The 14369-nt window shown below is 64.2% G+C and carries 9 protein-coding genes; all 9 read right to left on the bottom strand.

The features are described 5' to 3' along the window. Window positions 1–10: 10 nt before the first annotated feature. Window positions 11–322: a 30S ribosomal protein S10 gene (gene rpsJ / locus LV475_RS04110; RefSeq protein WP_125199271.1), complete on the bottom strand. Its 312-nt coding sequence runs from the start codon at window positions 320–322 to the stop codon at window positions 11–13. 6 nt (window positions 323–328) lie between these two features. After that, complete coding sequence (gene tuf / locus LV475_RS04105) at window positions 329–1519, bottom strand: elongation factor Tu (protein WP_156574942.1); 1191 nt, start codon at window positions 1517–1519, stop codon at window positions 329–331. A 45-nt stretch (window positions 1520–1564) separates the two neighbouring features. Further along, window positions 1565–3661 (bottom strand): elongation factor G, encoded by a 2097-nt coding sequence (gene fusA / locus LV475_RS04100; RefSeq protein WP_136867911.1) that lies wholly within the window; start codon window positions 3659–3661, stop codon window positions 1565–1567. Between the two features lie 29 nt (window positions 3662–3690). Next, a complete protein-coding gene (rpsG, locus tag LV475_RS04095; protein WP_136867910.1) occupies window positions 3691–4161 on the bottom strand; it encodes a 30S ribosomal protein S7 in 471 nt (156 codons plus the stop codon). Window positions 4162–4179: 18 nt separating this feature from the next. Continuing rightward, window positions 4180–4554 carry a 30S ribosomal protein S12 gene (gene rpsL, locus LV475_RS04090; RefSeq protein ID WP_125199268.1) on the bottom strand — a complete coding sequence of 125 codons (375 nt, stop codon included), beginning with the start codon at window positions 4552–4554 and terminating at the stop codon, window positions 4180–4182. 100 nt (window positions 4555–4654) lie between these two features. Continuing rightward, window positions 4655–8869: a DNA-directed RNA polymerase subunit beta' gene (rpoC, locus tag LV475_RS04085; RefSeq protein ID WP_136867909.1), complete on the bottom strand. Its 4215-nt coding sequence runs from the start codon at window positions 8867–8869 to the stop codon at window positions 4655–4657. Window positions 8870–8944: 75 nt separating this feature from the next. After that, window positions 8945–13111: a DNA-directed RNA polymerase subunit beta gene (gene rpoB, locus LV475_RS04080; protein WP_136867908.1), complete on the bottom strand. Its 4167-nt coding sequence runs from the start codon at window positions 13109–13111 to the stop codon at window positions 8945–8947. Window positions 13112–13348: 237 nt separating this feature from the next. Continuing rightward, entirely contained in the window at window positions 13349–13729 is a 381-nt protein-coding gene (rplL, locus tag LV475_RS04075) for a 50S ribosomal protein L7/L12 (protein ID WP_136867907.1), read from the bottom strand. A 30-nt stretch (window positions 13730–13759) separates the two neighbouring features. Beyond that, window positions 13760–14287 (bottom strand): 50S ribosomal protein L10, encoded by a 528-nt coding sequence (gene rplJ / locus LV475_RS04070; RefSeq protein ID WP_136867906.1) that lies wholly within the window; start codon window positions 14285–14287, stop codon window positions 13760–13762. Window positions 14288–14369 lie beyond the last annotated feature (82 nt).

Here is a 14369-nt window from a genome sequence, read left to right as displayed (position 1 = left end):
TGGGGGCGGATCAGTTCAGACGGATCTGAACATCCACGCCTGCTGCCAGGTCAAGCTGCATCAACAGGTCGACCGTCTTGTCGGTCGGGTCGACGATGTCGAGTACGCGCTTGTGGGTGCGGATCTCGTACTGGTCACGCGCGTCCTTGTTGACGTGCGGCGAGGTCAGTACGGTGTACCGCTCCTTGCGGGTCGGCAGCGGGATCGGCCCCTTGATCCGCGCGCCACTGCGGCGCGCGGTCTCGACGATCTCCGCGGTCGAACGGTCGATCAGACGGTGATCGAAGCTCTTCAGCCGGATGCGAATCGTTTGTCCTGACATACTTAATTACTCGATGATCTTGGAAACGACGCCGGCGCCGACGGTGCGGCCGCCTTCGCGGACGGCAAAGCGCAGACCTTCTTCCATCGCGATCGGCGCGATCAGCGTAACGGTCATCGCCACGTTGTCACCCGGCATGACCATCTCGGTGCCTTCCGGCAGCTCGCAAGCGCCAGTCACGTCGGTGGTGCGGAAGTAGAACTGCGGGCGGTAGCCGTTGAAGAACGGGGTGTGACGACCACCCTCTTCCTTCGACAGTACGTAGACCTCGGCCTCGAACTGGGTGTGCGGCTTGATGGTGCCCGGCTTGCAGAGTACCTGACCACGCTCGACTTCGTCGCGCTTGGTGCCGCGCAGCAGAACGCCGATGTTGTCGCCCGCCTGACCCTGGTCGAGCAGCTTGCGGAACATCTCGACACCGGTAACGGTGGTCTTGATGGTGTCCTTCAGACCGACGATCTCGATCTCTTCGCCGACCTTGACGATGCCGCGCTCGACGCGACCGGTGACCACGGTGCCGCGACCGGAGATGGAGAACACGTCCTCGACCGGCATGATGAACGCACCGTCGATGGCACGCTCCGGCTCGGGGATGTAGTCGTCCATGGCCTCGACCAGCTTGACGATGGCCGGGGCACCGATCTCGGAGGTGTCACCTTCCAGCGCCTTGAGGGCCGAACCGGTGATGATCGGGGTGTCGTCGCCCGGGAAGTCGTACTGGGAGAGGAGGTCACGGACTTCCATCTCGACCAGCTCGAGCAGCTCCGGATCGTCAACCATGTCGGCCTTGTTCAGGAACACGACGATGAACGGGACGCCTACCTGACGCGAGAGCAGGATGTGCTCACGGGTCTGCGGCATCGGGCCGTCGGCGGCGGAAACCACCAGGATCGCGCCGTCCATCTGGGCGGCACCGGTGATCATGTTCTTGACGTAGTCGGCGTGACCCGGGCAGTCGACGTGGGCGTAGTGACGCTTGTCGGACTCGTACTCGACGTGAGAGGTCGAGATCGTGATGCCACGCGCCTTCTCTTCCGGCGCCTTGTCGATCTGGTCGAACGCCATGCCCTGGCCACCGTAGGTGGAGGACATCACGTGCGTGATCGCCGCGGTCAGCGTGGTCTTGCCGTGGTCTACGTGACCGATCGTGCCGACGTTTACGTGCGGCTTGGAACGTTCAAATTTTTCTTTGGACATGTCTTACATCCTCAACTGGAAACAAATTCTGTCGATCGCGTCCTATCAGGACGAACCCTTGATGACGTCCTCGACCACGCTCTTCGGGGCCTCGGCGTAACGACCGAACTCCATCGAGTAGGTCGCACGACCCTGGGTCGCCGAACGCAGGTCGGTGGCGTAACCGAACATCTCGGACAGCGGCACTTCGGCCTTGATCTGCTTGCTGCCGCCATGAACGTCTTCCATGCCCTGCACCATGCCGCGGCGACGGTTGACGTCACCGATGACGTCGCCCATGTACTCTTCCGGCGTCTCGATCTCGACTTTCATCATCGGCTCGAGCAGGACCGGGTTGGCCTTGGCGCAGCCTTCCTTCGTGGCCATGGAACCGGCCACCTTGAACGCCATTTCGTTCGAGTCGACCTCGTGGTACGAGCCGTCGTACAGCGTGACCTTGACGTCGACCATCGGGTAGCCGGCGATAACGCCATTCTGCAGCTGCTCTTCGGCACCGCGCTCGACCGCCGGGATGTATTCCTTGGGAACCACGCCACCGACGATCTGGTTGACGAACTCGAAGCCACCGCCTTCTTCCAGCGGCTCGATGCGCAGCTTGACGTGACCGTACTGACCACGACCACCGGACTGACGCACGAACTTGCCTTCCTGCTCGACGGTGCCGCGGATGGTTTCGCGGTATGCCACCTGCGGTTTGCCGATGTTCGCCTCGACCTTGAACTCGCGGCGCATGCGGTCGACCAGGATATCCAGGTGCAGCTCGCCCATGCCGGAGATGATGGTCTGGCCGGATTCCTCGTCGGTGCGAACGCGGAAGGACGGATCCTCCTGCGCCAGGCGACCGAGGGCCTGGGACATCTTTTCCTGGTCGGACTTGGTCTTCGGCTCGACGGCGACGGCGATTACCGGCTCCGGGAACTCCATGCGCTCCAGGATGATCGGGTTGCTCGGGTCGCAGAGCGTCTCACCGGTGGTGACGTTCTTCAGACCGACGGCCGCGGCGATGTCGCCGGAGTAGACCGACTTGATCTCCTCGCGGGAGTTGGAGTGCATCTGGAGAATACGGCCGATGCGCTCGCGGTTGCCGCGGGTGGAGTTCAGCACGGCGTCGCCGGCGTTGACGCTACCGGAGTAGACGCGGAAGAAGGCCAGCGAACCGACGAACGGGTCGGTCATGATCTTGAACGCCAGGGCGGAGAACGGCTGGTCGTCGCCAGTCTTCCGGTAGGCCTCGGTGCCGTCCGGCAGCTCGCCCTTGATGTCCGGAACCTCGGTCGGCGCCGGCAGGAACTCGATGACCGCGTCGAGCAGGCGCTGCACGCCCTTGTTCTTGAACGCGGTACCGCAGAGCGCCGGGATGATGTCGTTCTCGAGGGTGCGCTGACGCAGACCCTGCTTGATCTCGTCTTCGGTCAGCTCGCCGTTCTCGAGGTACTTCTCCATCAGCTCTTCCGACGACTCGGCGGCTGCCTCGACCATCTGCTCGCGGTAGGTCTCGGCGTCGTCCTGCAGTTCGGCCGGGATCTCGCGCTGGTCATAGGTCATGCCCATGTCGTCAGCGTTCCAGTAGATGGCCTTCATGCGGATCAGGTCGACCACGCCCTGGAACTCGTCCTCGGCGCCGATCGGGATGACGACCGGAACCGGAACCGCACCCAGGCGCTTCTTGAGCTGGTCCATGACGCGGAAGAAGTCGGCGCCCTGGCGGTCCATCTTGTTGACGAATGCCAGACGCGGGACACGGTACTTGTTCGCCTGCCGCCAGACCGTCTCGGACTGCGGCTGAACACCGCCGACCGCGCAGAGGACGAAGACCGCACCGTCGAGTACACGCAGGGAACGCTCCACCTCGATGGTGAAGTCGACGTGCCCCGGGGTGTCGATGATGTTCAGGCGGTGCTTCTGGAACTGCTGGTCCATGCCCTGCCAGAACGCGGTGGTGGCAGCGGAGGTGATGGTGATACCACGCTCCTGCTCCTGCTCCATCCAGTCCATCGTGGCGGCGCCTTCATGGACCTCGCCGATCTTGTGGGACACACCCGTGTAAAACAGGATGCGCTCGGAGGTCGTGGTCTTGCCGGCATCGATGTGAGCCATGATGCCGAAATTGCGATAGCGCTCGAGCGGGGTCGTACGGGACACGAAAAGTACCTCTTAAAAAAAGCGTCGGGTTACCAGCGGAAGTGGGCGAAGGCCTTGTTGGCCTCGGCCATGCGGTGCGTGTCTTCACGCTTCTTCACAGCGGAACCACGACCTTCGGCGGCATCCGACAGCTCACCGGCCATCTTCTGGGCCATGGTCTTCTCGCCGCGCTTGCGGGCGGCCTCGATCAGCCAGCGCATCGCCAGCGACGAACGACGCACCGGGCGCACTTCGACGGGCACCTGGTAGGTGGCACCACCCACACGGCGGGACTTGACCTCGACCGACGGGGCGACGTTTTCCAGCGCCTTCTCGACCACGTCGACCGGGTGACCCTTGCCCTTGGACTCGATCATGTCCATCGCGTCGTACAGCAGACGCTCGGCAACGGCCTTCTTGCCGCTGAGCATGATCATGTTGATGAATTTCGCGACGGTGACGTTGCCGAATTTCGGATCCGGCAGAATCTCGCGCTTGGGGACTTCTCTTCTACGGGGCATGTCAAATCCTACCGTTGATTAGCTCTTCGGACGCTTGGCGCCGTACTTGGAACGACCCTGACGGCGCTTCTCGACACCCTGGGTATCGAGGCTGCCGCGGACGACGTGGTAACGCACACCCGGGAGGTCCTTTACACGACCGCCGCGGATCAGCACGACCGAGTGCTCCTGCAGGTTGTGACCCTCACCACCGATGTAGCCGGTGACCTCGTAGCCAGACGTCAGGCGCACACGGGCGACCTTACGCAGGGCCGAGTTCGGCTTCTTCGGGGTGGTGGTGTAGACGCGGGTGCAGACGCCGCGTCGCTGGGGGCAGCGCTCCAGCGCCGGCACGCTGGTCTTTTCGACCATGCGCTTGCGCGGCTTGCGCACTAGCTGATTGATAGTAGCCATGTATCCGTATTCTCCGACCAAAAACTAGCACGACGGGCACAGTTGCCCGCCGTAAAGGGCAGTGATTCTATGCAGTTGGCGCGTTGCTGTCAACGCAACCTCATTCCTCGTTGCCGTTCTCCTCGGCAGTGGCCTCCACCTCGGCGGCCTCGGCCGGCGCACCGAACAGGTCGTTGGCCTGATCGAGCGCGGCGTGACGCCGACGGCGACGCTCCTCGTGGTGCGCCAGGCCCGTACCCGCCGGGATGAGACGACCGACGATGACGTTCTCCTTGAGGCCACGCAGCTCGTCGCGACCGCCGCGCGTGGCGGCGTCCGTGAGCACTCGGGTGGTCTCCTGGAACGACGCCGCGGAGATGAACGACTCGGTGACCAGCGATGCCTTGGTGATGCCCAGGAGCATCGGCTCGTACTTCGCCGGGAACTTGCCGTCCTTCTCCAGAGCCGCGTTCTCCTCGACCAGCCGCGCCTTGTCGACCTGATCGCCACGCAGGTAGCCGGAATCGCCCGACTCGGTGATCTCGACCTTGCGCAGCATCTGGCGAACGATCACCTCGATGTGTTTGTCGTCGATGCCCACGCCCTGCAGGCGGTACACGTCCTGAATCTCCTTGACGATGTAGTTCGCCAGCTCGGCGATCCCGCGCAGGCGCAGGATGTCGTGCGGAGCCAGTTCGCCGTCGGCAATGATCTCGCCCCGCTCGACGTGCTCGCCCTCGAAGACGTTGATCACGCGGTATTTCGGGATCAACTCCTCGTGCTGCTCGCCGTGCTCGTCGGTGATCACCAGGCGCTGCTTGCCCTTGGTCTCCTTGCCGAAGCTGACCGTACCGGTGTGCTCGGCGAGGATCGCCGGCTCCTTGGGCTTGCGGGCCTCGAACAGATCCGCCACACGCGGCAGACCGCCGGTGATGTCGCGGGTCTTCTGCGACTCCTGAGGGATGCGGGCGACCACGTCACCGACCTGCACCTCGGCGCCGTCGGTGATGCCGATGATCGCACCGGCCGGCAGGACGTAGATCGCGGGGATCTCGGTGCCCGGCAGGTTGACGGCATTGCCCTCGGCGTCGGTCAGGGCGATCGCCGGACGCAGATCCTTGGCCGTACCGGTACGCTGCGCCGGATCGATGATGATCTGCGAGGACAGGCCGGTGATCTCGTCCGTCTCGGTCTTGACCGACTGACCGTCGACGAAGTCCGAGAAGCGCGCGAAACCTTCCACCTCGGAGACGACCGGGTGCGTGTGCGGGTCCCAGTTGGCCAGCGTGGTGCCGGCATCGACCTTCTCGCCGTCCTTGACCCGGATGACCGAGCCGTAGGGCACCTTGTAGCGCTCACGCTCACGGCCCTGCTCGTCGAGCATGCCGAGCTCGCCCGAGCGGGTGACGGCAACCAGGTCGCCATCGCGGTTCTTGACGGTCTTGAGGTTGTGCAGGCGCACTGCACCGGCCGCCTTGTTCTCGACCGAACTCGCCGCGGCCGAACGGGAGGCGGCACCGCCGATGTGGAAGGTCCGCATGGTCAGCTGGGTGCCCGGCTCGCCGATCGACTGGGCCGCCATGACGCCGACCGCCTCGCCGAGGTTGACCGGCTCGCCGCGGGCCAGGTCGCGCCCGTAGCACTTGGCACAGACGCCGTGACGCGCCTCACAGGTGATCGCGGAACGGACCCAGACCTCGTCGATGCCCGACTGCTCGATGCGGGCGACCATCGCCTCGTCGATCAGGGTGCCGGCCGGCAGCAGGACTTCCTCAGTACCCGGCACGACCAGGTCCTTGGAGGTCACGCGACCCAGGATCCGGTTGCCCAGGCCCTCGACCACGTCGCCACCCTCGATCACGGCGGTCATCTTCAGACCGTCGGTGGTGGTGCCGCAGTCGTCGGAGGTCACGACCAGGTCCTGCGCCACGTCGACCAAGCGACGGGTCAGGTAACCGGAGTTCGCGGTCTTCAGGGCGGTATCCGCCAGACCCTTACGGGCGCCGTGGGTCGAGATGAAGTACTGGAGTACGTTCAGACCCTCGCGGAAGTTCGCGGTGATCGGCGTCTCGATGATCGAGCCGTCCGGCTTGGTCATCAGGCCGCGCATGCCGGCCAGCTGACGGATCTGCGCCGCACTACCCCGCGCGCCGGAGTCCGCCATCATGAAGATCGCGTTGAAGGAGTTCTGGGTGACGTCGTTGCCGTCCTTGTCCTTGACGGTGTGCGCGCCCAGCTGCTCCATCATCGAGCGGGAGATGGAGTCGTTGGCGCGCGACCAGATGTCGACCACCTTGTTGTAACGCTCCTTCTCGGTCACGAGACCCTGGCCGTACTGGTCCTGGATCTCCTTGACCTCGGCCTCGGCGGCGGCCAGCTCGGCATCCTTCGAGGCCGGGACGATCATGTCGTCCGAGCAGATCGAGATGCCCGAGCGGGTCGCGTAGCGGAAGCCCGTGTACATCAGCTGGTCGGCGAACACGACCGTGTCCTTCAGACCCAGGTGACGGTAGACGTAGTTGAGCAGCGCCGAGATCGGCTTCTTGCCCATGTCCTTGTTGATCTGCTCGAAGGGAATGCCCTCGGGCACGATCCGGTACAGCAGGGCGCGGCCGACGGTGGTCTCGACGATGGCGGTCTTGGATTCGACCGTGCCGTCTTCCTCGCGGGTCCAGTCACGGATGCGGACACGCACCAGCGCGCCCAGCTCCACCTGGCCGTTGTCGTAGGCGCGCTGCACCTCGTCGGTGTCGGCGAAGATCATGCCCTCGCCACGCGCGTTCACCTTGGAACGCGTCATGTAGTAGATGCCGAGCACGATGTCCTGCGACGGCACGATGACCGGCTCGCCGGAGGCGGGCGACAGGACGTTGTTGGTCGACATCATCAGCGCGCGGGCTTCCGACTGCGCCTCCAGCGACAGCGGCACGTGCACCGCCATCTGGTCACCGTCGAAGTCGGCGTTGTAGGCCGAGCAGACCAGCGGGTGCAGCTGGATCGCCTTGCCCTCGATCAGGGTCGGCTCGAACGCCTGGATGCCCAGACGGTGCAGGGTCGGGGCGCGGTTCAGCAGCACCGGGTGCTCGCGGATCACTTCCTCGAGCACGTCCCAGACCTCGGCGCCCTCGCGCTCGACCAGCTTCTTGGCCGCCTTGATGGTGGTGGCGAGACCACGGCGATGCAGCTTGCCGAAGATGAACGGCTTGAACAGCTCGAGCGCCATCTTCTTGGGCAGACCGCACTGGTGCAGGCGCAGGGTCGGGCCGACCACGATGACCGAACGGCCCGAGTAGTCGACGCGTTTGCCGAGCAGGTTCTGGCGGAAGCGGCCCTGCTTGCCCTTGATCATGTCGGCGAGCGACTTCAGGGGACGCTTGTTGGTGCCGGTGACGGCGCGGCCGCGACGACCATTGTCGAGCAGCGAGTCGACCGACTCCTGCAGCATCCGCTTCTCGTTGCGCAGGATGATGTCCGGCGCATTGATCTCGAGCAGGCGCTTGAGGCGGTTGTTGCGGTTGATGACCCGACGGTAGAGATCGTTGAGGTCACTGGTCGCGAACCGGCCGCCGTCCAGCGGGACGAGCGGACGCAGGTCCGGCGGAAGCACCGGCAGCTGGGTCATGACCAGCCACTCCGGGCGGTTGCCGGAGGCGCGGAACGATTCCAGGAGCTTCAGGCGTTTGGTGATGCGCTTGATCTTGGTCTCCGAGCCGGTCTCGGCTAGCTCGTCGCGCAGCTTGAGGATCTCGTCGTCGAGGTTGATCTCCTTCAAGAGCTTCTGGATGGACTCGGCGCCCATGCCCGCCTCGAACTCGTCGCCGAACTGCTCGAGGGCCTCGATGTACATCTCGTCGGTGAGCAGATCGCCCTTGTTCAGGGTGGTCATGCCCGGATCGGTGACGATGAACGCCTCGAAGTACAGGACGCGCTCGATGTCGCGCAGCGTCATGTCCAGCAGCAGACCGATGCGGCTCGGCAGCGACTTCAGGAACCAGATGTGCGCGACCGGGCACGCCAGCTCGATGTGGCCCATGCGCTCGCGGCGGACCTTCGAGAGGGTGACCTCGACGCCACACTTCTCGCACACGACACCGCGGTGCTTGAGGCGCTTGTACTTGCCGCAGAGGCACTCGTAATCCCGCACCGGGCCGAAGATCTTGGCGCAGAACAGGCCATCGCGCTCCGGCTTGAAGGTGCGGTAGTTGATGGTCTCCGGCTTCTTCACTTCGCCGAACGACCAGGAACGGATCATCTCCGGGGAGGCCAGCGAGATACGGATGTGGTCGAAGTCCTCTTCGCCGACCTCGTGGTTCATCAGATTAAGCAATTCTTTCATTGACTACCTGCCTAACGTGTTCTGTCACACGGCACCATGGGCCCGGGATTACCCGGCGGGCCCATGCCCCGGAAATCACTCGTCGTCTTGTTCCAGCTCGATGTTGATCCCGAGCGAGCGGATTTCCTTCAACAGCACGTTGAAGGACTCCGGCATGCCCGCGTCCATGCGGTGATCGCCATCGACGATGTGCTTGTACATCTTGTTCCGGCCGTCGACGTCGTCGGACTTGACCGTCAGCATTTCCTGCAGCGTATAGGCCGCACCGTACGCCTCGAGCGCCCAGACCTCCATCTCGCCGAAGCGCTGACCGCCGAACTGCGCCTTGCCGCCCAGCGGCTGCTGGGTGACCAGGCTGTACGGACCGGTCGAACGCGCGTGCATCTTGTCGTCGACCAGGTGGTTGAGCTTGAGGATGTACATGTAGCCGACGGTGGTCTTGCGCTCGAACGGCTCGCCGCTGCGGCCGTCGTAAAGCTGCACCTGACCGTTCTCCGGCATCTCGGCGAGCTTGAGCATGTGCTTGACCTCGTCCTCGACCGCACCGTCGAAGACCGGCGTGGCCATCGGCACGCCCTTCTTGAGGTTGCCGGCCATCTCGATCAGCTCGTCGTCGGTCAGGCTGTCGAGATCGACGGTCGGCTCCTCGCGGTGGTTGTACACCTTGTCGAGGAACGCGCGCAGCTCCTTGATCGCCTTCTCGCGCTCGAGCTTGAGGCGCTTCTCGATCTGGTGACCCAGGCCGCGGGCGGCCAGGCCCAGGTGGGTCTCGAGGATCTGACCGATGTTCATCCGCGACGGAACACCCAGCGGGTTGAGGCAGATGTCCATCGGCGTGCCGTCTTCCATGTACGGCATGTCTTCCTCGGGCACGATCATCGAGATGACGCCCTTGTTGCCGTGGCGGCCGGCGAGCTTGTCGCCCGGCTGGATGCGACGCTTCACGGCCACGTAGACCTTGACCATCTTGAGCACGCCCGGCTGCAGGTCGTCGCCCTGCTGGATCTTGCGCTTCTTGTCCTCGAACCGCGCCTCGGCGTCGGCCTTCTCGCGCTCGAGCTGGGCCTTGTACTCCTCCAGCGCGGAAGCGGCGGACTCGTCCTCGACGCGGATCTCGAACCACTTGGCCGGATCGATCTTGTTCAGCTGCGCGGCGGTGATCTTGCCGCCGGCCTTGACGCCAGTCGGGCCACCGACGGCGACCTTGCCCAGCAGCACGTCGCGAACGCGCGCCTGGATGTCGCCCTCGATGATGCGCATGCGATCCTTGAGATCCTTGCGCACCGCATCGAGGTCGGCCTCTTCGATGGCACGGGCACGGCTGTCCTTCTCGATGCCGTCACGGGTGAAGACACGGACGTCGATGACGGTGCCTTCGATGCCCTGCGGAACGCGCAGGGAGGTGTCCTTCACGTCGGACGCCTTCTCGCCGAAGATGGCTCTGAGGAGCTTTTCCTCCGGGGTGAGCTGGGTTTCGCCCTTCGGCGTGACCTTGCCCACCAGGATGTCGTTCGGCTTGACCTCGGCACCAATGTGCACCACGCCGGCCTCGTCGAGCTTGTTGAGCAGGTTCTCGGCGACGTTCGGGATGTCGGCCGTGATCTCCTCAGCGCCCAGCTTCGTGTCGCGGGCGACACAGTTGAGCTCCTCGATGTGGATGGTGGTGAAGCGGTCTTCACGCACCACCCGCTCGGACATGAGGATGGAATCCTCGAAGTTGTAGCCGTTCCAGGGCATGAAGGCACAGAGGATGTTCTGGCCCAGTGCCAACTCGCCCATGTCGACGGACGGGCCGTCGGCCAGCACGTCGCCCTTCTCGATCTGGTCACCGACCTTCACCAGCGGACGCTGGTTGATGCAGGTGTTCTGGTTCGAGCGGGTGTACTTGGTCAGGTTGTAGATGTCGACACCGACCTCGCCCTGGGTGGCCTCCTCGGCCTTGACCCGGACCACGACGCGCGAGGCGTCGACGCGGTCCACCACGCCGCCGCGCTTGGCGACCACGCAGGCGCCGGAATCGGTCGCGACCACGCGCTCCATGCCGGTACCGACCAGCGGCTTGTCCGCCTTCAGGGTCGGAACCGCCTGACGCTGCATGTTCGAGCCCATCAGGGCGCGGTTGGCGTCATCGTGCTCGAGGAACGGGATGATCGAGGCGGCCACCGACACGATCTGCTTCGGCGAGACGTCCATGTACTGGATCTCGGACGGGTCGGAGAGCATGAACTCGCCCGATTTCCGCGCGGAGATCAGCTCACCGGTCAAGCGACCGTCTTCGTCCAACGGCGCATTGGCCTGGGCGATGGTGTACTTCTCCTCCTCGTAGGCCGACAGCCAGTCGACGTCCGAGGTGACCTTGCCGTCGACCACCTTGCGGTACGGCGTCTCGAGGAAGCCGTAGGTGTTGGTCTGCGCGAACACGGCCAGGGAGTTGATCAGGCCGATGTTCGGGCCTTCCGGCGTCTCGATCGGGCAGACGCGGCCGTAGTGCGTGGTGTGCACGTCGCGCACCTCGAAGCCGGCACGCTCGCGGGTCAGACCGCCCGGGCCGAGGGCCGAGATACGACGCTTGTGCGTGACCTCGGACAGCGGGTTGTTCTGGTCCATGAACTGCGACAGCTGCGAGGAGCCGAAGAACTCCTTGACCGCGGCCGCGACCGGCTTGGCGTTGATCAGGTCTTGCGGGGTCAGGCCCTCGCTCTCGGCCTGGGTCAGGCGCTCCTTGACGGCGCGCTCGACCCGCACCAGACCGATGCGGAAGACGTTCTCGGCCATCTCGCCCACCGAGCGGATGCGACGGTTGCCAAGGTGGTCGATGTCGTCGGTCTTGCCGTTGCCGTTGCGGATGGCGATCAGTTCCATCAGCACGTCGAGGATGTCGGACAGCTCGCCGCTCTCCTCGAAGCGCTTCTTGGCGATCTCGTCACCGGCCTCGGCCAGGCGACCGAAGTACTTGGCGTCGTAGAGGATGCCCGGACCGGAATCGCCCTCGCGTTCGAGGCGACGGTTGAACTTCATGCGGCCGACCTCGGAGAGATCGTAGCGCTCCTCGGAGAAGAACAGGCCGTGGAACAGGCCTTCGGCCGCGTCCTTGGTCGGCGGCTCGCCCGGGCGCATCATCTTGTAGATCTCGACCATCGCCTCGAGCGGCGTGGTGGACGGATCGTTGCGCAGGGTCAGCGACATGTACGGGCCGCGGTCGACCTCGTTGTAGTACAGGGTCTTGAACGACTCGATGCCGGCCTTCTGGAAGCTCGCCAGCATCTCCTCGGTGATCTCGTCGTTGGCGTTGGCGATCACTTCGCCGCTGTCGGTGTCGACCACGTCCTTGGCGAGCGTGCGGCCGACCACGAACTCCGCCGGAACCGGCAGGTTGTCGATCTTGGCGTTGTTGAGATCACGCACGTGCTTGGCGGTGATGCGCTTGCCCGCCTTGACGATGGTCTCGCCGTCGACCTCGATGTCGAAGGCCGCGTCGGTGCCCTTGAGACGCTCGGGAACCAGGGTGAGCGCGAGGTTCTCGCCGTCGACGCGGAACTCGTCGTGCTCGAAGAAGATGTCGAGCATCTCCTCGTTGTTGTAGCCCAGCGCACGCAGCAGGATCGACGCCGGGATCTTGCGACGACGGTCGATGCGGACGTAGACGAGGTCCTTCTGGTCGAACTCGAAGTCGAGCCAGGAGCCGCGGTACGGGATCACCCGCGCGGAGAACAGCATGCGCTTGGAGCTGGTGCTCTTGCCCTTGTCGTGGTCGAAGAACACGCCCGGCGAGCGGTGCAGCTGGGAGACGATGACACGCTCGGTGCCGTTGACGACGAAGGTGCCGCTCTCGGTCTGCAGCGGGATCTCGCCCATGTAGACATCCTGCTCGCGGATGTCCTTGACGACCTTGGAGCCCGCCGGGGCGTCCTTGTCGTAGATGACCAGGCGCAGCTTGACGCGCAGCGGTGCCGAGTAGGTCAGGCCGCGGATCTGGCATTCGCGGACATCGAACGCCGGCTCGCCGAAGTGGTAGTCGACGTAATCGATTTCAGCATTGCCCGAATGGCTCGCGATCGGAAACACCGAGCCCAGCGCCGCGTGCAGCCCGATGTTGCGACGCTCCTTCTGCGCCACACCCTGCTGCAGGAAACCCTCGTAGGATTTGACCTGCGTGGTCAACAGATAGGGGACCGGCAGGACCTCGGCACGCTTGCCGAAGTCCTTGCGGATTCGCTTCTTCTCAGTGAATGAATAGCTCATCTACTTTCCTCGTCGGGACAATCTGAGTGTGATCGCCAGCGGACTGGCGATGCACGCCGTGGCGCGCGGGGATCCGTTCCCCCTGGGTGGAGCCGCAATCGGCGGCCCCGGGCAACCTTTCGCGATCAGACCGTCGATCCGATCGCGAAAGGACGCCCAACAAGCGCGTAAAGGCCGGCGACCCGAAGGCCACCAGCCCGTACCTGGGTGCTGTGGTTAAGCGACCCTTGCACTCGTTTACTTGAGCTCGACGGAAGCGCCTGCCTCTTCGAGCTTGGCCTTCATGGACTCGGCCTCGTCCTTCTCGACGCCTTCCTTGATGGCGCTCGGAGCACCTTCGACCAGTTCCTTGGCTTCCTTGAGGCCCAGGCCGGTCAGCTCGCGGGTCGCCTTGATGACGGCAACCTTGTTGGAACCGAACGAGCTCAGGACCACGTCGAACTCGGTCTTCTCTTCTGCAGCGGCGGCGCCTTCGCCACCACCAGCTGCCGGAGCGGCGGCAACGGCGGCCGCGGCGCTTACGCCGAACTTCTCTTCCATGTCGGAGATCAGTTCAACGACCTCCATGACGGACATGTTGGAGATCGCTTCGAGGATATCGTCTTTTGTAACTGCCATGATTGAGTACCTGAAAAGTGATGAAAAAGGTTAAGCCGCTTGTTTCTGGTCGCGAACGGCTGCCACGGTGCGAACCAGCTTGCCCGGTACCTCGTTGAAGGTACGGGCCAGCTTGGTGACCGGCGCCTGCATGGTCGCCATGAGTTGCGCAAGCGCTTCCTCACGGGTCGGCAGGCTGGCAACGCGATCGATAGCGGAAGCCGGGAGGAGTTCGCCACCCAAGGACACGAACTGGACCTCAAGCGCTTCCATCTCCTTGGCAGCGTCCTTCATCAGACGCGCCGCGGAGCCCAGGTCGTCCAGCGAGAACGCGAGGATGAGCGGGCCGCGCAGGGCGTCGCTCATGCATTCGTACTCGGTGCCTTCCAGGGCGCGCTTGGCCAGAGTGTTCTTGACGACACGCAGGTAAACACCGGCTTCGCGTGCCTTGACGCGAAGTTCGGTAACCTGTGAGACCGTCAAGCCTCGATACTCGACGCCAACCGCCGAGTAGGCCTTGGATGCAACCTCGGCGACTTCAGCGACAACCAACTTCTTGCGATCGAAGGTTAATGCCACGTCTCTTACCTACGGTTACAAAGGGACAAGCCCTTTTCGTTTGAAACCGATTCGCGCGGTGCACGAATCGCCCTTCGTAACG

This window comes from Guyparkeria hydrothermalis (genome assembly GCF_023555375.1).
Taxonomy (GTDB): Bacteria; Pseudomonadota; Gammaproteobacteria; order Halothiobacillales; family Halothiobacillaceae; genus Guyparkeria; species Guyparkeria hydrothermalis.
This window is presented reverse-complemented; position numbering and strand designations above follow the sequence as displayed.

Excerpts from the sequence above, each read along its gene's own strand:
- rpsJ (WP_125199271.1), bottom strand. The coding sequence starts at position 322 with ATGTCAGGACAAACGATTCGCATCCGGCTGAAGAGCTTCGATCACCGT.
- tuf (WP_156574942.1), bottom strand. The coding sequence starts at position 1,519 with ATGTCCAAAGAAAAATTTGAACGTTCCAAGCCGCACGTAAACGTCGGC.
- rpsG (WP_136867910.1), bottom strand. The coding sequence starts at position 4,161 with ATGCCCCGTAGAAGAGAAGTCCCCAAGCGCGAGATTCTGCCGGATCCG.
- rpsL (WP_125199268.1), bottom strand. The coding sequence starts at position 4,554 with ATGGCTACTATCAATCAGCTAGTGCGCAAGCCGCGCAAGCGCATGGTC.
- rpoC (WP_136867909.1), bottom strand. The coding sequence starts at position 8,869 with ATGAAAGAATTGCTTAATCTGATGAACCACGAGGTCGGCGAAGAGGAC.
- rpoB (WP_136867908.1), bottom strand. The coding sequence starts at position 13,111 with ATGAGCTATTCATTCACTGAGAAGAAGCGAATCCGCAAGGACTTCGGC.
- rplL (WP_136867907.1), bottom strand. The coding sequence starts at position 13,729 with ATGGCAGTTACAAAAGACGATATCCTCGAAGCGATCTCCAACATGTCC.